A 20,299-nucleotide genomic window follows, 5' to 3' on the forward strand; every position below is an offset into this window, starting at 1 on the left:
AACTCCAATGTCTAAAACTGCTTTTATCACCGGCGCCACTTCCGGCTTTGGTCTGGCCTGTGCCCGTCGATTTGCCGCCGAGGGCTGGAACCTGGTGCTCACCGGGCGCCGCGCCGAGCGCTTGGACGCAATTTGCGATGAGCTTTCATCCCTGTGCAAGGTGCTGACGCTGACACTGGATGTCTGCGATGCAGACGCGGTGAAAAGCACTATCGCCGCGCTTCCGCAGGAGTTCCGGCAGGTAAGTCTGTTACTCAATAACGCGGGCCTGGCACTGGGGACAGCGCCGGCGCAGGAGTGCGACCTGACCGAATGGAAGCAGATGATCGATACCAATATCAGCGGTCTGACCACGGTAACCCATGCGCTGCTGCCAACCCTGATCGAGCAGGGCAAGGGCGCCAGCATCATCAACCTGGGTTCCATCGCCGGTCACTGGCCCTATCCGGGTGGCAACGTTTACTGCGGCACCAAGGCGTTTGTAGAGCAGTTCTCCTACGGCCTGCGCTGTGACCTCTCCGGTACCGGTGTGCGGGTGACCAATCTGGCGCCCGGTTTGTCCGAAAGCGAGTTCACGCTGGTTCGCACCGGTGGCAACCAGGCGGCACATGATCAGCTGTACCAGGGGACCGATCCGATTCAGCCGGAAGATATCGCGGAGACCGTGTACTGGATTGCGACGCTGCCGTCCCACCTGAACATTAACCAGCTGGAGGTCATGCCGGTCAGTCAGGCCTGGTCTCCGTTCTCTGTACATCGCCATGCCTGATGCATCGCAGGCAGGACTCAAGACAGGACCAATTATGACTACCAAGATGAACGATATCGATGTTCTGAAATCGCTGGACCGCGATCATGTCTGGCACCACCTGACACCCGGCGCAGCGGCGCGTAACGGCTTGCCGATGTTTGTACGCGGCGAGGGGCTGCGCCTCTGGGACAGCGAAGGGGTGGAGTACCTGGATGCGTCCGCCGGCGGTGTCTGGGTGACCAACGTGGGCTATGGTCGCACAGAAATTGCCGATGCGGTTCGTGAGCAGCTGGCGGAGCTCAACTTCTTTGCCGGCTCCATGGGCAACAAGCCGGCGGCGGCCTTTGCCAAAAAACTGCTGGACAAGATGCCGGGTATGGATCGGGTTTACTATTCAAACTCGGGCTCGGAAGCCAACGAGAAGGCGTTCAAGATGGTCCGCCAGATCGCGCATAAACATTTTGCCGGCAAAAAGCACAAGATTCTTTACCGCGAGCGTGACTACCACGGCACCACGCTGGCCGCACTGAGTGCCACCGGGCAGGCGGAACGACGTGACCAGTTCGGGCCTTTTGTACCCGGTTTCATCGAGGTTCCTCACTGTTGCGAATACCGTAGCCAGTACGGTGACAGCGATAACTACGGTGTGCAGGCGGCAGAGGCGATCGAGGAGGTGATCCTGCGGGAGGGCGCTGACACAGTCGGGGCCATTATCCTGGAACCCATTACCGCTGGCGGCGGGATCATCCTGCCACCTGAAGGTTACTGGCCGAAGGTGCGTGAGATCTGCGACAAGTACGAGGTGCTGCTGATCATCGACGAGGTCGTCTGCGGCCTGGGTCGAACCGGGCAATGGTTCGGCTACCAGCACTACGGTATTCAGCCCGATATCGTCACCATGGCGAAGGGGGTGGCTTCCGGCTACGCGGCGATCTCCTGCACTGTGACCACCGAGCGTGTGTTTGCGCTGTTGCAGGAGGAAGAGGGCGATCACCTCGGTTACTTCCGGGATATCTCCACCTTCGGCGGCTGCCTGGCGGGACCGGCCGCAGCACTGGCGAACATCGAGATCATGGAACGCGAAAACCTGATCGAGAACTCGCGCATTCAGGGTGAACGTTTACTGGCCGGGTTTAATGCGCTGAAAGAGAAACACAGCGTCATTGGTGATGTGCGTGGTAAGGGGCTGTTCGCCGGTATCGAACTGGTGGCGGATCGCGAGACCAAAGAGCCGGTGCACGAGTCCGTGGCGATCGCCGTTGCTGGCGCCTGCAAGAGTCTGGGCGTCATTATCGGGCGCACCAATCGCAGCCTGAGTGGCTTCAACAATATCCTCAACTTCAGCCCGGCACTCACTGCCTCGTCTGAGCAGATCGACCGTATTATTGCGGTGGTGGATCAGGCGATTGGTGAGGTGTGTTCAGGCTGACGCCGACCGTCGGGGAGAAAGGCATTGAGTCCGGCGTAGAACCGGATCCGGGCTCTGTGCTGGTCATCGCGAGGCGTATTAAACCAGCGTCTGTTGCAGGTGAGTGTCACTAAAGTTGTCGGGTCTATTGGCAGCGTTTCGATCGGGGGATCTGCGCTGCCCGTTATGCAGGGCTATGGCCCGATGATGGGGTATGGCATGGAAATGATGGATGGCGGCCCGATGATGGGAGGCCCCACAGGGCAGGGCGATGAATTTTCAGAAAGTTCGTCCCCTGCCGGGCTTCAGCTTACAGGCCTCGGTTGCTTGAGTCTAAAACGCGCCGGATTGTAACTGTACTCTTACAGGCGCCCCTCCCGCTGGAGGCGCCGGGTTACCGACCAGTGGTAAAGATAACGGGCCAGCGGCCTGACCACAGGCAAGCCGATAAACCAGCCGAGCCATCGGTAGCGGGGGATGCGGGCCATCAACACGCGATAAGCATCCAGCTCAGAGAGGATGCGGCCATCAGCCGTGCGGATGTGCAGCTCGGTCAGTGCTTTGCGCGGGTCGATACCCAGCGCTTTCAGCCTCTCGTCGCGACCGGTAATGTCAAACCACTCCACCTCGTCGTCCGCATTGGGGTCGAGGCGTTCATAGTTCTCACGGTCCCGTCTGCACCTGGGACAGGCACCATCATAATAAACGGTAATTTTGTTATCTGATTCGGGCATTGCCGCTCTCTACACTGCTGTGAACCCATCTCAGGTTAAGACTAGCCGAATAGGGCAGGTCAGTGCTCTTTAGTCCGGTGTTGAGCGCCTGAACTAATCAGCTCGACCCAGAATCTCGAAAGTGCTGAGTGGGTCTTGGCGTCACCGAGTTTGGCGCGGGGCTCGATGCCCTGGCTGTCGTTGACTGCTCTGATGCTGCGCAGGGCGGTAAAAGGCAGCCTATAATGCTACGGCAGGCAGTCAGGATGGCCCCTTGGTTCGCGAATGCGCCGGTAACCGGCGCTGTTTTCGGGACCGGATAATAACCAGAAGCAGGAAGCGCCGCAGTGAATAACGTTCGAGAATGCCTCACCCCCGCGACAGCACCGAGCATTGTCATACGGCCCTATCGACCGGTAGACGCCTGGCGCGTCACCGATATCTTCTATAACAGCGTGCATGCCATTGAAGGGCGTTATTATTCGCTGCAGGAGATTAATGCCTGGGCGCCACTGCCGGTCGATTACGCCCAGTGGGCACGGCGCCTGAATACGCGCCAGGTGCAGGTGGCAGAAGCCGATGGCAACCTGGTCGGCTTTACCGCCATGGAGGCCGATGGCTATATCGACTGGCTCTATGTGCACAGTGACTTCCAGCGGCTTGGTGTGGCCAGCGCACTTTACGCTCGCCTGGAACAGCAGGCCCGACATCAGGGGCTGAACAGACTGCAGGTGCATGCCTCCCATCTGGCCAGACCTTTCTTTTTGCGTCAGGGATTCCGGGTTGTCGCGTCCTGCAGCGTACAGCGCCTTGGTGTGGAGCTGTACAACTGGAAAATGGAAAAATCACTGATCTGAGCGGCGCTCGTGCGGGGCGCTTGGATCGCGGGTGCGCCCTCGTTATAGTCTGGGACAACCATCAGCGACAGCAGGTCAGGGATATGCCCGATTTTTCGTCCCGTTTCTCCATTCAGCGCCCCTATCAGCCGCATGACGAGCACAGCGACCGCTACCGAGTTGCGAGCTGTGGTGTAACCACCCTGGAGCGGCAACTGGAGAGCGACCGTGGCCGGATCATCAACTCGGCCGCTGTGCGCCGGTTGCAGCAGAAAACCCAGGTCTTTCCGCTGGAACACAATGCGGCGGTGCGTAGCCGGCTGACCCACTCGCTGGAGGTACAGCAGACCGGTCGTTACATTGTACGTACCATCTTCGATCAGCTCGGCAGCGGTGCCGGTATTCTCGGCCTAAACGGGCTGGAGCGGGCGATGGAAAGCCTGGTGGAGATGGCCTGCCTGATGCACGATATCGGTAATCCGCCGTTTGGCCACTTTGGCGAGGCGGCGATCTCGCGCTGGTTTGCACAGGTCCTGCCGCTATTGCCGCCCTTTGTTCACGATCTGGATCGACCGGCGGAACAGCTCAGAGAAGCGCTGCTCAGGGAGCTTGCCAGTTTCGAGGGCAATGCCCAGGCGATCCGCCTGATCAGCCAGCTGCAGAAACTCAATCTTACCTACACCCAGACCGCCTGTGTCTTTAAATATACCCGCTGCGCCACCGAGGAGAAGCCGTCCAGGGAGGCGCCGCTGGCTTACCTGCGGAAAAAGCCCGGTTACTATTTTTCCGAGCGTGAGTTTGTTGCCCGCATGCAGCATGCGCTGGAGATGGCGCCCGGTCACCGCTTCCCACTGACCTACCTGATGGAGGCGGCGGACGATATCGCCTACTGCCTCGCTGACCTGGAAGATGGTGTCGACAAGGGAATTCTCGACTGCAAGCGTCTGGCTGAGCTGCTGAAAAGCCAGTACAACGCGCTGCGCGAGCCCTACGGCGATGCCGATGAGCCGGGTTTTAACGGCAAATGTTTCGACGACCTGGTGAATGCGGCGCTCGGCCGCTGGCAGCAGGAGGAGATCAACAAGGAGCACGAGTTTTTCGTGAATCTGCGTGTAGGGTTGATCCATCCGCTGGTGGAGCATGCCGCCACTGTTTTTCTTGATCATGCCGAGGCGATTAACAACGGCAGTCTGAACCGGGCGCTGCTTGAGGATAATTCCCCCTGCCACGCCATCATCGAAACCTTGAAACGGGTGGCGATAGAGCAGGTGTTTTCCGTAGCCGAGGTGGAAACCCTGGAGCTCCAGGGGTTCCGTATTATCACCGGTCTGCTGGAGCATTACCGTCCGCTGTTGATGCTGCCGATGCAGGATTTTCAGCGTCTGTGCGAAGGCGGCAGTCGCGGCCTGCTGATCGAGAGCAGGCTGTTCCACCGCCTGCCGAAAAAACATGTCAAAGCCTACCTGTCGCTGCTGGCAGAACCACCGGAGCTGTTAAACGCGCCGGGCCTGCCGCTGGAGGTCTGGGAGCGCTACTGCCGCTGCCGTCTGCTGCAGGATATGATCAGTGGCATGACCGACCAGTTCGCGCTGGACGAGTTCCAGACGCTGTCGGCCAATGTGGGTTGATTGTCCGAGATGGCGAGCGGGTTTGTTAACTGGGTCGTCGATCAGCTGCAGCTGGTCGGTCCGGTGGTCGCACGACGCATGTTCGGCGGTTACGGACTGTTTATCGATGGCCTGATGTTTGCCATCGTCTTTGATGACCTTCTCTACCTCAAGGCGGATGCGCAAAGCCGTGAGGCGTTTATTGAGCGGGGCCTTGGGCCCTTTACCTACCTGCGCCGGGGCAAGCCCTGTTCACTCTCCTACTACCAGGTGCCGGACGAGGTCCTGGAGTCTGTCGAGCTGATGAGGCAGTGGGGCAACCAGGCCTATGGCGTCGCTCTCAGGGCGCAACGATGAATCAAACTTTCTGGATGTAAGGATCAGTCATGTCTTTAGACCGAATCAGCCTTTGGATGGAACAGGTGGCCGATGAGGTTGAACCGCGCGCACCTTTGGCTGGCGATGTTGATGTGGATATCGCCATTATCGGTGCCGGCTATACTGGTCTCTGGACCGCTTACCATCTGAAGCGTCAGCAGCCGGATCTGAACATCGCAATCTTTGAAGCCGAGCATGTGGGCTTTGGTGCCTCGGGGCGCAATGGTGGCTGGCTGATCGGCGAGTTGGCGGGGCAGGATGAGCTGCTGGCAGGACTGCCTGTCGAAGAGCAGCGCCGTTATCGGGAAATGATTCATGCCATTCCGGATGAGGCGGCCGAGGTGTTTGCGCGCGAAGGGATCGAGTGCGGTTACCGCAAGGGCGGGATGCTGATCTGTGCCGCCCGTTACCCGGAGCAGGAGGCCTGGCTCAGGGCGGAGCTTACCGAATGCTATGCCCGCGGATACGAGGTCTCCGATCTGTGCTGGCTGGAGCCGGATGAGCTCGCACAGCAGGTGAACATCGCCGGTAGCTACGGTGCACTGTATTCGCCGCACTGCGCCACTGTTCACCCGGCAAAGCTGGCGCTGGGGCTGGCCCGGGTGGTGGAAAAGCTCGGTGTCTCTATCTACGAGTCCAGCAGGGTGGAGGAGTGGCAGCCAAAGCAGCTGAGGGTGTCGGGCCACAGGGTTAATGCCCGCGTGGTTGCGCCCTGCGTGGAGGGCTACGCTGCCCAATGCGCACCCCTGGGCAAATACCAGATCGCCGTACAGAGCCTGCAGATCGCCACCGAGCCGCTATCGCCGGCGCTCTGGGATCAGCTGGGTATGGGCCTTGGCCAGGCGGTTGGTGATGCCAGTCGGATGGTGACCTATTTTCACCGTACCAGGGATGACCGGCTGGTGTTCGGGGCTCGTGGTGGCTATCGGTTCGGCGGTCGTTTGCGCGAGGATTTTACCCTCTCCCGGGATGAGGTGGCCGGACACAGGTCATTGATGCTGTCGTTCTTCCCGCAACTGGAAACGGCGCGGATTACTCATGGCTGGGGCGGTAATCTGGGTGTCTCCCGACGTTTTCTGCCCCACGTGTACTGGGATCTGCATCAGGGCATCGCTCTGGCAGGCGGCTACGGTGGCGAGGGTGTTGGTGCGAGTTTTCTATGCGGGCGTACGCTGGCGGATCTGATACTGGGCAGGGACAGCGACTCGGCCCGGGCACCCTGGGTGGTGCGCAGCGACAGCCTGTCGCAGGGGCTCAGGCACTGGGAGCCGGAGCCGTTTCGCTGGCTCGGTTACAGCGCCGTGCTGGCCGCGCTCGGCCATGAAAATGAGGTGCTCGCAAATAAACTAAGTCCGGGATGGAGGCGGCGGATGGCGTCTGCTCTGGCGGATCGTCTCGAGAGGCTGATGGCACCAACCCGACGCCCTGAAACGCCCTGATTAGCGTAGGTCGGTGTCAGTTCTGCTGAGAGCCGGCCAGCAGTCGATTTGTCAGGCTCGCCACAAAGGGGCCGGCAAGGAAGGCAATCAGGTAGGCGATGGGCCAGGCCAGCAAAAAGGCGTTCAACCAGTTGCCAACGAATGCATCGGTAAGACCGAGGTTGATAAAGGTCACCCAGCAGGTCATCAGAGTGCAGAGTATGAACGACATCATGCCGCTTTGAAGTAAACGGGCCTTTAGGCGCTGCATGGGTTTGGTCCTTTGCTTCAGTACGAATGTTTCAGTACGGGGAATAAGCAACAGAGTGTAGTGAGTTTCAGTTATGTCGAGTAGACTGAAATTCGTGATCTTAAATTTCAAAAATGAAATCATGCTTGATGACCTGTCGCTATTTGTCCGTGTCGTGCAGGAGGGAAGCTTTCTCGCTGCTGCCCGTGCCGAGGATCTATCTACTGCTACTCTGACCCGACGCATCCAGAACCTGGAGGCCCGCTTTAACTGCCAGCTGCTTAACCGCTCGGCCCGGGGGATTTCACTGACGCCGATCGGGGAGCGGCTGTATGAATCGACGGTGGTGCAGGTTGAATCCCTGCAGAACGAAGTGGGGCGTCTGCATACAGATACGCTTGGCCACCGCGGCCGTATCCGTCTGATCGCGCCGATTAACCTGACCCACCATATAGTGCAGCCGCTGCTGCAGACCTTTCTGTCCGAAAATCCGGGCATTCAGCTCAGTGTGTTGCTCAGCAACCAGGCTGAAAGCCTGGCGGAGCGGCAGGCAGACCTGGCGCTAAGATTCGGCAAGCAGGCAGATTCCGGGTTGCGGCAGAAATTTGTCGGTGAGTTTCCCTCGGTGCTTGTGGCAACACCGGAGGTGGCGCTGGCGCTAGAGGGGCAATCGGAGCTGCAGGCGCTGCTGGCGTTTCCCTGTATTGCGGCGCTGGAGGAGCGCTATCTGGTGCTGCAAAACCGGCTGACCGGTGCCCGCAGCAATCTGCCGATCGAGCCCCATTTTCACTGTAATGATCTGGATGTGGCGATTGCCACCCTGGAGAGCAATGGGGGCTTTATGCACTGCCCCTATCTGCTGATTCGGGAGCAGCTGGCGAGCGGGCGCCTGGTAAGGGTTATGCCGGACTGGGAGGGAGAAAACCGGCGGCTCTATGTGGTCTGGAACAGTCGCAACCTGCTGATGCCCCGCACCCAGCTGCTGCTCGATTTTCTGGTCGAGCAGGTGGGTGCCATCGGGACAAGGTTAGAGCGCGAGTTATAGCACCGCGCCGATAAACTGACGCAGTTCCGGTGTCTGCGGGTCGGCCAGTACGGTCTTGGCATCGCCGGTTTCATGGACCTTGCCCTGGTGCATGAAGACGACGCGGTCGCCTACATCGCGGGCAAAGTTCATTTCGTGGGTTACCAGGATCAGGGTCATCCCCTCGGCGGCCAGTTGTTCCAGGACCTTGAGGACATCGCCCACCAGTTCCGGGTCGAGCGCCGAGGTGATCTCGTCGCAGAGCAGCACCTTGGGTTTCATCGCCAGGGAGCGCGCGATGGCAACGCGCTGCTGCTGGCCACCGGAAAGCTTTTCCGGATACTGACCGAACTTGTCACCCAGGCCGACTTTCTCCAGGACTTCCTCAGCCAGGATTTTGGCCTCTGTCTTGCCAACCTTCTTGATCAGTGTCGGCGCCAGCATGATGTTTTCGCCCACGGTCAGGTGGGGAAACAGGTTAAAGCTCTGGAACACCATGCCAACGCTCTGGCTCAGCTTGCGCACCTGAAACTCGTCGGTGCTGACCTCCATGCCATCAAGGATGATCGCGCCCTGGTCGTAACTTTCCAGCCCGTTCATGCAGCGCAGCAGGGTACTCTTGCCGGAGCCACTGCGGCCGATGATCGATACTACTTCGCCTGCCTGGATATCAAGATCGATACCTTTGAGGACATGCAGATCCCCGAAATACTTATGAACGTCACGCACGTTTACGAGAGACATTAAGCTTCTCCTCAAGATATTGGCTGGCTCGCGACAGCGGATAGCACAGCAGGAAATAGATAAGTGCGACCATGGCGAACACCTTGAACGGCTCGAAGGTAGCGTTGTTGAGCATGGTGCCGGCTTTGGTCAGTTCCACGAAGCCGATGATCGATGCCAGGGCGGTACCCTTGACGATCTGAACCGAAAAACCAACGGTGGGCGGAATCGCGATGCGCATTGCCTGGGGCAGGATGATGTACCGCATGGTCTGCAGGTAGTTAAGACCCAGGCAGCGCGCGGCTTCCCATTGCCCTTTGGGCAGGGATTCAACGCAGCCGCGCCAGATATCGCTCAGGAAGGCGCTGGAGAACAGTGTCAGTGCCAGTGCGGCGGCGGTCCAGGCAGAAACATCAATGCCCAGCAGGCCGAGGCCGAAAAACGCGATAAACAGCTGCATCAGAAGCGGCGTACCCTGGAACAGCTCGATGTAGATGCGGGTGATCCAGATCAGCGGCTTGCGGCGGCTGATCCGCATAAAGGTCAGCAGCAGACCGACGATGGAGCCGCCGGCAAATGCGATCAGGGAAAGCAGGATAGTCCAGCGGGCCGCGAGGAGCAGGTTGCGCAGGATATCCCAGTCGGTGAATTGGGTCATGCTGTCTTCTCCTCTCTGGAAAATGCCCGGGCGCCGATAAAGTTGAAAATCATGCGCATCAGGAAGGCGAGCATCAGGTAAAGCATTGCTGCAACCAGGTAGGACTCGAAGCTCAGGAAGTTACGCGACTGAATAAAGTTGGCCGCGAAGGTCAGCTCCTGCACCGAAATCTGCGATATTACCGCCGAGCCCAGCATAACGATGATGCATTGGCTGACAACCGAGCTGTAAACACGTTGGAAAGCCGGCGGCAGAATAATACGGATAAAAATCTGTCGGCTGCTCAGGCCCAGGGTACGTGCTGCCTCTACCTGGCCTTTGGGGGTGCCGTCGATACCGGCACGGATGATCTCCGTGAGGTAAGCACCCAGGTTAATGACCAGCGCAAGAATGCCGGCTTCCACTTCGGTCATCTTGATGCCGATGGCGGGCAGACCAAAGAAGATAAAGAACAGCTGCACGATAAAGGGCGTGTTACGTATCAGTTCTACGTAAACTTTGGATATGTGGCGCAGTGCCGCGTTGCGATGACGTCTGGCTGCCGCGCCAAGGATACCAAGCAATATACCCAGTACCGTCGAGACGACAGTGAGTTTCACCGTCATCCATAGGCCGTCCAGCAGCACGTCCTGGTACTCCAGCAGAGCGCCGAAATTCAGTTCATATGCCATTTTTTAGTCCAGTGTGGGGTCTAAAAAGGTGGAGCAGCAGCGCTGCTCCGGCGAATCGAGTTACATTGAAGCGAGGTCAGCGGGGAAGGGAGCTTTCAGCCACTTCTGTGACAGGGACTCAAGTACACCCTCGGTGTAGGCCTTGCTGATCAGTTCGTTGACCTTGCTGGCCAGACGGGTTTCGCCTTTCATGACGCCCACGTAGCACGGGGAGTTTTTCAGCATGAACTTGGTTTCCGGCACGCGGGAGGGGCTGCGGTTGGCAATCTCGGTGACCACCAGGTTACCGGTGGCGATCAGGTCGACCTGACCGGACAGGAAGGCGGACAGGGTGGTGTTGTTATCTTCAAAGCGCTTGATGCTGACCTCATCAGAAATCAGCTTGCTCAGCTCGATATCTTCAACGGCGCCACGGGTGACACCCACGGTTTTGCCATCCAGGTCTGCAGCTGAACCGACTTCGATATCGTTCAGGCCGAATACACCCAGGAAGAACGGCGCATAGGGCTTGGTGAAGTCGATCGCTTTTTCACGCTCAGGGTTTTTACCCAGGCTGGAGATCACCAAGTCCACTTTCTGGGTCTGCAGGTAGGGGATACGGTTAGCGCTGGTGACCGGTATCAGTTCCAGCTTTACGCCGAGCTCGTCGGCCAGGTAACCGGCCATATCGATATCATAACCCTGGGGCTGCAGGTCTGCGCCCACGGAACCAAAGGGAGGAAAGTCCTGAGGTACGGCAACCTTCAGGACACCGGCTTCAGTGATATCGTCGAGTTTGTCGGCGGAGGCGGTTGAAACAGCACCGAAAGAGATGAGCAGGGAGCCGGCGAAGGCCAGGCTTAATTTTCTTAACATATTCATGATCAGCGACCCTTTTTTTGAGGAAACAAATGATTCAGTGATAAGTGTTTTGCAACTATGGTGCCAAAACGCTAAGTCATTGATTATTGGACAGCCCGGCTCTGCAACAACTGTTTCATAAAGATGTCCATGCTCTTTTTTGGTGCGAGTGACCTTTTTTTGACCATAACTGACCGATCGGTTAAGAAAGCAAAATCAACGAGTTAGCTTTATCAGGGGCGGCCTGATCGTGATCTCTGTGAAATATTTGTTTCAGTACAGCTTTCTTTAGATCTTTTATTCCGTTTCGTACTCAATCTCTCCCAGTCGTGTAATCACCGGTTGCACCCCGGCCCAGACTGGCAGATTCATATCTTCCTCGTCATCCACCGGTCCGCCGGTGCGGATCTTCGCTGAGACTTCATCCAGCGTGAAGGCGATTACGCTGGTGGCCTTCATCTCGGTGTCGTTAGCCCGCCGGGCCTGCTCGGAGCGGCCTTCATGGAACTTCTCTATCAGCTGATCAAGTGCACGGCGCTTTTCCTCAGCATAGTCCACAAATCTCGCATGACTATAAATCACCACGCTGCGGTAATTGACCGAATGATGAAATGCGGAGCGGGCGAAAACGATGCCGTCCAGAAGAGTAACGGCGATACAGGCTTCGGCGCCCTCTTGCAGGGCCTTGAACAGACCGTTCTTGCTGGAGCCATGGACGTAAAGCTGATCACCATCGCGCCAGTGGATGGTGGGCTGCAGCAGTGGCTGGCCATTCAACTGGGTACTGACGTGGCAGATCATCGCCTCATCGAGGATGGCGTTGACCGTTGCTTTATCGTAGCTGGCTCTTTTGGATCCCCTTTTTACCCGGGTCCGCTCGGTCTGTTTGTACTGGTTCATCGAGATTCACTCCTTCAGGTGGAGTGGATAGACTAGGTTTCATAGTGGGTCTATAGAAGATCCACTTTTAAGATAAAGATTAGGCCCAATATGGATGAATCAGGGCTGGTGCGAACCGATCTGGGGTTGTTCCTGGAGCTGAACGCCGTTGATGCCTCATTACCCTCTTATCGACGGCTTTTTCTGGCGCTGCGTCGATCGATCCTGTCGCGACGTATAGAAGGTGGCACGCGACTTCCATCGACACGTGCGCTATCGGCGTCGCTCGGGATCTCGCGTAATACGGTAAAAAGTGCTTATGAACTGCTGCAGGCGGAGGGCTATCTACTGTCACGCAGGGGCGCAGGCTGCTATGTCGCAGAACTTCCTGAGGCCAAGAGTCTGGCTGCTGATCCTGTGGTGATTAATCAGCCCGTCAAGCTGCCGACTGCTTCAGCAATTAACCGGGCACCAGGGCTGCTCCAACCCGCAGTTCCAGCGCTGGATCATTTTCCCTACCGTCGCTGGCAGCGCGCGCTGCAGAGCGGCGTGACTTCTGTGGGGTTGCTGGCTGGTGACCCCCAGGGCGATCCGCGACTGCGCCGCGAGATTGTGCGCTGGCTGGGCGCTCAACGCGGCATGCAGGTGGATCCGGATCAGGTATTGATCACGTCCGGATCTCAGCAGGGGATCTTTCTGGTGGCTGATCAGCTGGTGAAGGCGGGAGATCGAGTGCTGCTGGAGCGGCCCGGTTTTCAGGGTACCGAGCGGGTGTTTGACGCGGCCGGTGCCCGGGTTGGGCATTTTTATCAGCATGAATTGGAAACGGTCGACAGGCTGGGACCGGCCCGTTTGCTGTTATTGACGCCATCGCGGAATTTTCCTCTCGGTCACACGCTTGCCGCGGATCGCCGCCTGGCGCTGTTGAACTGGGCGCGCCAAAACCGTGCCTGGTTGATCGAGGATGACTACGATTCGGAGTTTTCCGCGGGCCCGGCGTTATCGGCGATGTTCTCTCTGGATGCCAGCCAGCAGGTTATATATGCAGGTACTTTCAGCCGGACGATGTTTCCGGGATTGCGTTTGGGGTACCTGGTGCTGCCGGTGAGTCTTGTTACTCAATTCAGAGAAGCCCGCCGCATCGTCGATGGCGGGCTATCGGTGACGCCGCAAATGGCCCTGGCTGAATTTATGGCCTGTGGGGATTACAGCCGGCACCTTAAACGGATGAAACGACTTTACCTGCAACGCAGACAGATGCTGGAGGAGATGCTGGGACAGAGCAGCCTGGCTCATCTTCCGGTTATCGGTGCCGGTGGGGGAATGCACCTCTGTCTGCAGGTGCCGACCGGTTGCGATGACCGGCAGTTGGTTGCTGAGCTGGACAGGGTGGGTGTCTGTGCACGGGCGATCAGTCAGTATGACCCAAAACAGGGAGCGGGGCTGGTGCTGGGCTTCGCCGCCCAGGATCGTGATGCCATGGCCCGTGGCGTCGCGATCCTGGAGCGGATTGTGTCAGCCGCTTTGGCGCAGCTCGATTAAAACGGCTTAAAGCACCTTGTTGAAACCTTCGAACTGAGGAGGCCCCAGGTAGATATCCTTCGCCGGTTTGGCATTGGCGTGAGCCTTGCGGAACGCTTCGGATTTGGTCCAGTTGATGAACGCCTCTTCCGATTCCCAGACGCTGTGAGACGCGAACAGGGTGCACTCCTCGGTAATCGCTCCCTGCAGCAGATTGAAGCTCTTAAAGCCTGGCACTTCATCGAGGAAGGTTTCCCTGCTTTTCCAGATCTCGATGAAAGCGTCCTCTTTTCCGGGGGCGATGCGAAAACGGTTCATGGCGATGTACATGGACGGTCCTTCTGTTGCGATTCAAAAAAGACAACCTTAGCCCGGCATGGCCCTGGCTGTCAGCTCTCAAAAAGCTCCCTGTTTGGCACAGTGGCTGCATGATCTCAAGTTATCTTTGAGGTGAAGGAAGGCTATTTAACCGTTTCCCAGTTTCTGTCTACGCTCAAAAATCAGGGAGAAGTTTGCTCATCAAAGGGGGAAAACGATGACGAACAAACACTCGCGTTACCAGCTGTCAGAAGGGGCCAACAACCATATACAGTACCTGAACTCGGCGCCGCCAAAGGTACTGACAAGTCTGCTTGCCCACGCAGATGTCCGCATCGATGGTGACCGTCCCTGGGATATCCAGGTGACCGATCCGAGCGTCTACTCGACGGTGCTTACCCGGGGTTCCCTGGGGTTTGGCGAGTCATACATGGATGGTTACTGGGAGTGTCATGACCTGTCCGGCCTGATGACCCGTCTGCTCAATGCCCGTCTTGATGAAAAACCTTTGGGCAGTGCCCGTCTTTTTATCGCTATGCACTACCTGAGGGCGCGCCTGCTCAATCTGCAGACCTCCAGCCGAGCTTTTCAGGTCGGCGAGCAGCATTACGATATCGGTAACGATCTGTACGAGAAGATGCTGGATCGTAACTGGTGCTACAGCTGTGGTTACTGGGCCAACGCCGATAACCTGGAGGATGCCCAGGTTGCCAAGCTGGATCTGATCTGCCGCAAGCTCAAGCTGAAACCCGGCATGACCGTGCTGGAAGTGGGCTGTGGCTGGGGCAGTCTGGCGGCTTACATGGCGAAGCATTATGGCGTCAAAGTCCACGGCATCACCATCTCGAAAGAGCAGCAGGTCATGGCCAGGGAACGCTGCGCCGGGCTCTCGGTGGATATCGAGCTGATCGATTATCGCGATGTGCAGGGCCAGTATGACCGGGTGGTCTCCGTGGGAATGTTCGAACACGTCGGCCACAAGAACTACGACACCTATTTCTCCACGCTGTCGCGCTGTGTCAAACCCGATGGTCTGTTCCTGCTCCATACCATAGGCACCGAGCAGGATGGTGGCGGTGTCGACCCCTGGATCGACAAGTACATTTTCCCCAACGGCGAGTTACCCACGCTGCCGACGCTGGTCGGTTCCTGCAAGAACTACTTCAACGTGGAAGATCTGCACAACTTCGGCACCGATTACGACAAGACGCTGATGGCCTGGTGGGATAATTTCAAATCCAGCTGGGGCAGCCTGTCTGCCAACTATGATGAACGCTTCGCGCGCATGTGGCGCTACTACCTGATGAGCTGCGCTGGCTTTTTCCGCTCCAAGCGCGGTCAGCTCTGGCAGGTGGTGCTGGCTCCGCTGGATAGCCAGGAGGTCTATCGCTCGGTGCGCTGAATCTGGAATACTGGGCGTCCTTAAACGGGCACAGATCGTGTCCGTGCCGGATAACGAGGTATTAATGGACGCCTGGAGCTGGATTCTCCTGCTGTTTTTAATGACGCTGTTCTCTGTCGGCCTGTGGCGCACGGTGGGCTGGGAGCGGCGTCTGACCCGTCGTCTGCAGGCATTGTCTTGGGAGGGTGCCGGTCTGGTCCGCGGCCTTGGCGACCTTCCTCCCGTGCTGCAAACCTATCTGAAGAATGTACTCCCGGCCGGCGATGCCATGCCGGCGGTGTCCCGTGTAGAGCTTAGACAAAACGGCTTGATCAATATGGGAGAGGGGGAGGCTCAGTGGAAAGCGTTCAAAGCCCGTCAGCTGGTTTTTACCCGTGCGCCAGGTTTTGCATGGATCGCCCGTATCAGGCCGACCATCTGGGTCTGCGATGCCTATGTTAATGCAGAGGGCAGCCTGCGCGCGGCCTTCATGGGCGTACTGCCACTGGCCAATCAACACGACCGGGATACCCTGGCGCAAGCTGAACTCCAGCGTTTTCTGGCCGAGCTGCCCTGGTATCCGATGCTGCTGCTAACCTGTCCGTCGCTGGCGTTCAAACCGCTCAGCGAAAACTCGGTAGAGATAAGCATCAGGGATGGCGAGCTCTCGGCCGCATTGAGCTTTGTGTTTAATGACCAAGGACTGGTCGAGCGTGTTTATGCCCCGGAGAGGGCACGCTTCCGGGGTGGGCGGTTTGTATCGACTGCCTGGGAAGGGCGCTGGTATGCGTATGCACGGGTCGCTGGTGTGCTGGTGCCGCAACGGGCGGAAGCGCTCTGGCTGGAGGGCGAGTCGACCGCGCCCTACTGGCAGGCTGAGCTGACTTCGCTGTCCTATACTGACGCCCAGACAGAGGTTGAGTAACCCGGATCTGTTTCTGGAGGGTATATGCACACCGAGGTGCTGGAGTTCTGGTTCTCTGAGCTTTCTCCGCAGGACTGGTGGAAAAAGGATGCGGCGCTGGATCAGATGATCGAGCGCCGTTTCCTGCAGACTCTGGCCCGCGCGCGGCGGGGCGAGCTGTTCGACTGGCGCGAGCAGCCGGAGGGACGGCTGGCAGAGATAATCGTGCTCGATCAGTTCTCCCGGAATATCTATCGCGATACCCCCGCCGCCTTTGCCCAGGATCCGGTCGCGCTGGTGCTGGCACAGGAGGCGGTGCGTATCGGTGCCGACGCTCACCTGAGCGCCATCCAATGCCATTTCCTCTACATGCCCTATATGCACTCCGAATCGGTGTTGATCCACAAGCATGCGGAGCAGCTGTTCCGCGATAACGGGCTGGAGAACGAATACCGCTTCGAGTTAAAACACAAGGCGATCATCGACCGCTTTGGCCGCTATCCTCACCGCAATGCCATCCTGGGCCGGGAATCCTCCAGCGAGGAGCTGGAGTTCCTCGAACAGCCCGGATCCAGCTTTTAACTCCAGCGCCGCTTATACCAGCGGCGCGGCGGATCTTGGCCCCTCTGCCAGCAACTCCCTCAGTCGTGTCAGCCCGGTTTCCAGTGCCTCGATGGAAGCGGGTGGGGTGATGCAGATACGCACCGCCTGTGGCGCTGGCTGGCTGCCAACGCAGAACGGCTCGGGACTCACCAGCGTTACCCCTCGCAGCCTGGCCTGCTCGACAAAGTCACTGGCCCGCCAGGGTTCGGGCAGGTGCAGCCAGGCGTGAAAACCGCAGGGGTGGGCGTGGAAGTCGTAGCCGTCAAAGAGCTTTTCAAGCAGGGCATGGCGGGCGCTCAGTTCCCGGTTCTGCCAGCTGATCAGAGAATCGGCGTCACCCGAGGCCAGCCACTCGCAGGCCAGCGCACCGACCACACCGGGGCTCGACCAGAACTGCGCTCTGAGACTGGCGGCAAGTTGGGGGATCAGTGCCGCAGGCGCCCGCAGACAGCCGAATCTCAGGCCTCCGGAAAGAATCTTCGATACGCTGAAAATATAAAACGCGCGTTCCGGTGCCAGTTCAAAGAACGGCGTGCCACGCAGCTCCCGGGTGACAAACTGCACGCCATCCTCAAGGATCAGCAGGTCGTACCTGCGGGCGATCTCAACGATCTCCCGGCGGCGCTGTTCACTCATCTGCGCGGCAGTGGGGTTGTTGTGTTCCGGCATCAGGTAAAGCAACCGGACCCGTTGACGCTGGCACAGACGTTCCAGTGCATCCGGGCGCATCCCTTCGCGATCCATGGATACCGGCAGGTGTTTGAGGCCCAGCTGACGGGCGCAGGCGATCATGCCCGGGTAGGTCAGGGCATCCGAGGCCACCGCTTCACCCGGTCGCACCAGTGCCTGTAGCACCAGGAAATCGGCGTGCTGGCCACCGATCGAGAGCAGCAGCTCGCTGGGATCAACATTGATCGCCTGCCCCCTTAGCCAGGTCGCGAGCTGCTCGCGCTGTTCGAGGCTGCCCTGTTCGGACTGATACTCAAGCGCGTTGTGCAACGCCTCCGGCCGCTCGCTGAGGCGTGACATGATCGCCGAGAACTGCCGCTCCCTGAGTGGGCTGGGTATCGGAATGCTGAGAGAGAGGTCGACGCTGTCCGCCGTTGCCCGCGAGAGGTGGTGAAACTTGGGTTCATCGCTGCTCTTGCCCTTGACCCGGGTGCCACTGCCAACCTTGGCCTCGACCAGCCCACGCCGCTCCGCTTCCTTATAGGCCCGGGTGATAGTGCCGACGGTGACTTCCAGTGCGTCGGCAAGCAGTCGCTGGGGTGGCAGGCGCTCGCCCGCTTTCAGCTCACCGCAGGCGATGGCGGATGCAATCTGGTCTGCCAGTGATTTGTAGCGCGGTCCCGGCGGTGGCTGATCGGATGGCAGCCAGCTGGCCCGTGCGCGCGCTTTTTCCTGAATGTTCATGGTGCTCTCCGCAGCAGCCGATTGTCTGGGTGACATTTGAGTGTGAGGGTTACAAAACTCCAATTGATCCACTTAAAGCCGAAGACTAGTCTCTATTGTACCTCTTGATAGAGGTTTATTTATCCTGTTTTTTAATAATTGTACCCATACAATTTTTGGTGGAGGTCATTATGTCTGTTCATAGTTCAAGCGCTTGCAACCTGTCGGTGATCCAGTCCGTGTTTGCAGTAACAGGTGTGATGGCTGTGATTATGCGAGTGATCGGCCGCCGCGGCCGCTGCAGCAGGGGAGGATGGCCATCATGACCTTCACTGCTGAACTGCTCACCCTCGCAGGCCCCGTCGTTGCTTTCGCTTTCAGCATGTCAGCCACGCCCGGCCCCAATAACATGATGTTGACCGCCTCCGGCGCCAATCACGGTTTTATCCGCACCCTGCCGCATATGGCCGGTATCACGGTTGGCTGCATGGTGCTGATGAGTGCGGTGGCGCTGGGGCTGGGCGCACTGTTCCAGCAGTGGCCGGCGTTGCAGCTGGGTCTCAGGGTGCTGGGTAGCCTCTACCTGCTGTGGTTGGCGTGGAAAATAGCCAGTGCGCCGCCACCCAGCCATGACAGCGGCAAGGCATTAGCGCGCCCGATGTCGTTTTGGCAGGCGGCTGCCTTCCAGTTTGCCAACCCCAAGGCGTGGGTGATGGCGATCTCGGGGATCGCGTCCTTTACGCTGACCGGTGACGCTTTTGTGACCTCGGCAATGATGGTGGTGCTGCTGATGGGCGTGACCAACCTGCCTTCAATCGCGCTCTGGGCGGGCTTTGGCGTGGCGATCGGGCGGTTACTGCGTACACCGCTTCACTGGCGTCGCTTTAATCTGGTCATGGGAGTGCTGACCGCCGCCTGCGTCATCATGATACTCGCCTGAATATTATCCTGTCCCTTAACCCGGCCACCCAGGCCGGGTTTCTTTTCGTCTACTATGAGTATTGTTCAAGGTGATTTTCGGTTTCAGCACATTTATCCGTAGCCATTTCAAGTGACCTTGGGCGCTTAGCATGGCAATATGACGAAATTATCTAACTAATCGGTCAATTTTGTTATATAAGCCGCGGGCAGCCTGATCCTTAACTGTTAAAAGCGTTTCGGGCAGTTAATGTTGGCGGTTTACAGATGGTGGTTTGAATAGGGCAGGTATGGAGCAAAAGAAGACAGCGCTGGAGCTGATCGATATTCATAAGTCATACGGTTCACTGGAGGTGCTTAAAGGGGTATCTCTGAGTGCCGGAGATGGAGAAGTGATCTCGATTCTGGGCTCCAGTGGATCCGGCAAAAGCACGCTATTGCGCTGCATTAACCTGCTTGAGCGGCCGAGCCGGGGCCGGATTATCGTATCCGGCGAAGAGCTGGCGCTGGAAACCGGCAAAGACGGCGATCTCAAGGCGAGCAACAGCCGCCAGCTGGAGCGGATGCGCTCCCAGATCGGTTTCGTGTTCCAGAACTTCAACCTCTGGCCGCACAAATCGATCATCGAGAATATCATCGAAGCACCGACCCAGGTGCTCAAGCTATCCAGGGATGAAGCGATCGCCCGAGCTGAGAAATTGCTCGAACGGGTGGGTCTATATGACAAGCGGGACGTCTATCCGGCCAATTTGTCGGGGGGCCAACAGCAACGTATCGCTATAGCCCGTGCATTGGCGATGGAGCCACGTGTGCTGCTGTTTGACGAGCCCACGTCTGCGCTGGACCCGGAATTGGTCAATGAAGTCCTGGCGGTCATGCGTTCGCTGGCCGAAGAGGGGCGCACCATGCTGATCGTCACCCACGAAATGCGGTTTGCACGCGAAGTGTCGAACCAGGTTGTGTTCCTTCACCAGGGCAATATAGAAGAGTCGGGAACACCGGAACAGGTGTTTGACCGGCCCACATCCCCTCGAGTGCGAGACTTTATGTCCAGCCATAGCTGAGCTATGGCTTTAACGCTTCCGCCAACTCAATAGTGACAAACG

General features: G+C 58.3%; 22 protein-coding genes. 13 read left to right on the forward strand and 9 right to left on the reverse strand.

Annotated features, from left to right (window positions below; all coding sequences use genetic code 11):
• Nucleotides 1–7 precede the first annotated feature (7 nt).
• Complete coding sequence (locus tag ACQUQP_RS08685; protein ID WP_432698402.1) at nt 8–769, forward strand: SDR family NAD(P)-dependent oxidoreductase; 762 nt, start codon at nt 8–10, stop codon at nt 767–769.
• A gap of 34 nt (nt 770–803) precedes the next feature.
• Entirely contained in the window at nt 804–2,180 is a 1,377-nt protein-coding gene (locus ACQUQP_RS08690; RefSeq protein ID WP_432698403.1) for an aspartate aminotransferase family protein, read from the forward strand.
• A 341-nt stretch (nt 2,181–2,521) separates the two neighbouring features.
• Here ACQUQP_RS08690 and ACQUQP_RS08695 read toward each other — a convergent pair whose 3' ends face one another.
• Complete coding sequence (locus tag ACQUQP_RS08695; RefSeq protein ID WP_432698404.1) at nt 2,522–2,893, reverse strand: thiol-disulfide oxidoreductase DCC family protein; 372 nt, start codon at nt 2,891–2,893, stop codon at nt 2,522–2,524.
• Between the two features lie 326 nt (nt 2,894–3,219).
• Between ACQUQP_RS08695 and ACQUQP_RS08700 the strand changes: the two genes are divergently transcribed.
• The 4 genes from ACQUQP_RS08700 (at nt 3,220) to ACQUQP_RS08715 (ending at nt 7,132) form a co-directional block, all read left to right on the forward strand.
• The gene (locus ACQUQP_RS08700) at nt 3,220–3,729 is read left to right on the forward strand and encodes a GNAT family N-acetyltransferase (protein ID WP_432698405.1); all 510 of its coding nucleotides are present in this window, start codon (nt 3,220–3,222) and stop codon (nt 3,727–3,729) included.
• A gap of 83 nt (nt 3,730–3,812) precedes the next feature.
• Nucleotides 3,813–5,336, forward strand: coding sequence for a dGTPase (dgt, locus tag ACQUQP_RS08705; RefSeq protein ID WP_432698406.1), 1,524 nt, complete (start codon nt 3,813–3,815; stop codon nt 5,334–5,336).
• Nucleotides 5,337–5,345: 9 nt separating this feature from the next.
• Nucleotides 5,346–5,672: a TfoX/Sxy family protein gene (locus tag ACQUQP_RS08710; protein WP_432698688.1), complete on the forward strand. Its 327-nt coding sequence runs from the start codon at nt 5,346–5,348 to the stop codon at nt 5,670–5,672.
• Nucleotides 5,673–5,701: 29 nt separating this feature from the next.
• The gene (locus ACQUQP_RS08715) at nt 5,702–7,132 is read left to right on the forward strand and encodes an NAD(P)/FAD-dependent oxidoreductase (RefSeq protein WP_432698407.1); all 1,431 of its coding nucleotides are present in this window, start codon (nt 5,702–5,704) and stop codon (nt 7,130–7,132) included.
• A 16-nt stretch (nt 7,133–7,148) separates the two neighbouring features.
• On the opposite strand, the gene ACQUQP_RS08720 is transcribed toward ACQUQP_RS08715, so the two are convergent.
• The gene (locus ACQUQP_RS08720) at nt 7,149–7,382 is read right to left on the reverse strand and encodes a DUF2798 domain-containing protein (protein WP_432698408.1); all 234 of its coding nucleotides are present in this window, start codon (nt 7,380–7,382) and stop codon (nt 7,149–7,151) included.
• Nucleotides 7,383–7,455: 73 nt separating this feature from the next.
• Between ACQUQP_RS08720 and ACQUQP_RS08725 the strand changes: the two genes are divergently transcribed.
• Complete coding sequence (locus ACQUQP_RS08725) at nt 7,456–8,406, forward strand: LysR family transcriptional regulator (protein WP_432698409.1); 951 nt, start codon at nt 7,456–7,458, stop codon at nt 8,404–8,406.
• Here the strand turns inward: ACQUQP_RS08725 and ACQUQP_RS08730 are convergent.
• The 5 genes from ACQUQP_RS08730 to ACQUQP_RS08750 all read right to left on the reverse strand — a co-directional run bounded on the left by ACQUQP_RS08730 (nt 8,401) and on the right by ACQUQP_RS08750 (nt 12,177).
• Complete coding sequence (locus tag ACQUQP_RS08730) at nt 8,401–9,129, reverse strand: amino acid ABC transporter ATP-binding protein (protein ID WP_432698410.1); 729 nt, start codon at nt 9,127–9,129, stop codon at nt 8,401–8,403. The two genes, ACQUQP_RS08725 and ACQUQP_RS08730, sit on opposite strands and share 6 nt — an antisense overlap.
• A complete protein-coding gene (locus ACQUQP_RS08735) occupies nt 9,107–9,766 on the reverse strand; it encodes an amino acid ABC transporter permease (protein ID WP_432698411.1) in 660 nt (219 codons plus the stop codon). The genes ACQUQP_RS08730 and ACQUQP_RS08735 overlap by 23 nt, the downstream gene beginning before the upstream one ends.
• Entirely contained in the window at nt 9,763–10,437 is a 675-nt protein-coding gene (locus tag ACQUQP_RS08740) for an amino acid ABC transporter permease (protein ID WP_432698412.1), read from the reverse strand. Before ACQUQP_RS08740 ends, ACQUQP_RS08735 begins: the two co-directional genes overlap by 4 nt.
• 60 nt (nt 10,438–10,497) lie before the next feature.
• On the reverse strand, nt 10,498–11,298 hold the full coding sequence (locus ACQUQP_RS08745) for a transporter substrate-binding domain-containing protein (RefSeq protein WP_432698413.1): 801 nt from the start codon (nt 11,296–11,298) through the stop codon (nt 10,498–10,500).
• A gap of 276 nt (nt 11,299–11,574) precedes the next feature.
• A complete protein-coding gene (locus tag ACQUQP_RS08750) occupies nt 11,575–12,177 on the reverse strand; it encodes a pyridoxamine 5'-phosphate oxidase family protein (RefSeq protein WP_432698414.1) in 603 nt (200 codons plus the stop codon).
• A 90-nt stretch (nt 12,178–12,267) separates the two neighbouring features.
• Between ACQUQP_RS08750 and ACQUQP_RS08755 the strand changes: the two genes are divergently transcribed.
• The gene (locus tag ACQUQP_RS08755; RefSeq protein WP_432698415.1) at nt 12,268–13,698 is read left to right on the forward strand and encodes a PLP-dependent aminotransferase family protein; all 1,431 of its coding nucleotides are present in this window, start codon (nt 12,268–12,270) and stop codon (nt 13,696–13,698) included.
• A 6-nt stretch (nt 13,699–13,704) separates the two neighbouring features.
• Here the strand turns inward: ACQUQP_RS08755 and ACQUQP_RS08760 are convergent, their stop codons facing one another.
• Entirely contained in the window at nt 13,705–14,007 is a 303-nt protein-coding gene (locus ACQUQP_RS08760; protein WP_432698416.1) for an antibiotic biosynthesis monooxygenase family protein, read from the reverse strand.
• 205 nt (nt 14,008–14,212) lie between these two features.
• Between ACQUQP_RS08760 and cfa the strand changes: the two genes are divergently transcribed.
• From cfa to ACQUQP_RS08775, 3 genes are all read left to right on the forward strand, one after another.
• Complete coding sequence (cfa, locus tag ACQUQP_RS08765) at nt 14,213–15,397, forward strand: cyclopropane fatty acyl phospholipid synthase (RefSeq protein ID WP_432698417.1); 1,185 nt, start codon at nt 14,213–14,215, stop codon at nt 15,395–15,397.
• A gap of 64 nt (nt 15,398–15,461) precedes the next feature.
• Complete coding sequence (locus tag ACQUQP_RS08770) at nt 15,462–16,301, forward strand: DUF6920 family protein (RefSeq protein ID WP_432698418.1); 840 nt, start codon at nt 15,462–15,464, stop codon at nt 16,299–16,301.
• A 24-nt stretch (nt 16,302–16,325) separates the two neighbouring features.
• Complete coding sequence (locus ACQUQP_RS08775; protein WP_432698419.1) at nt 16,326–16,862, forward strand: DUF924 family protein; 537 nt, start codon at nt 16,326–16,328, stop codon at nt 16,860–16,862.
• A 12-nt stretch (nt 16,863–16,874) separates the two neighbouring features.
• On the opposite strand, the gene ACQUQP_RS08780 is transcribed toward ACQUQP_RS08775, so the two are convergent.
• A complete protein-coding gene (locus ACQUQP_RS08780) occupies nt 16,875–18,296 on the reverse strand; it encodes a PLP-dependent aminotransferase family protein (protein ID WP_432698420.1) in 1,422 nt (473 codons plus the stop codon).
• A 301-nt stretch (nt 18,297–18,597) separates the two neighbouring features.
• Between ACQUQP_RS08780 and ACQUQP_RS08785 the strand changes: the two genes are divergently transcribed.
• Nucleotides 18,598–19,215, forward strand: coding sequence for a LysE family translocator (locus tag ACQUQP_RS08785; protein ID WP_432698421.1), 618 nt, complete (start codon nt 18,598–18,600; stop codon nt 19,213–19,215).
• Nucleotides 19,216–19,483: 268 nt separating this feature from the next.
• On the forward strand, nt 19,484–20,257 hold the full coding sequence (locus ACQUQP_RS08790; protein WP_432698422.1) for an ABC transporter ATP-binding protein: 774 nt from the start codon (nt 19,484–19,486) through the stop codon (nt 20,255–20,257).
• The last annotated feature ends 42 nt before the right edge of the window (nt 20,258–20,299 follow it).

This window comes from Marinobacterium sp. YM272 (genome assembly GCF_050908845.1).
Lineage (GTDB): Bacteria > Pseudomonadota > Gammaproteobacteria > Pseudomonadales > Balneatricaceae > Marinobacterium_D.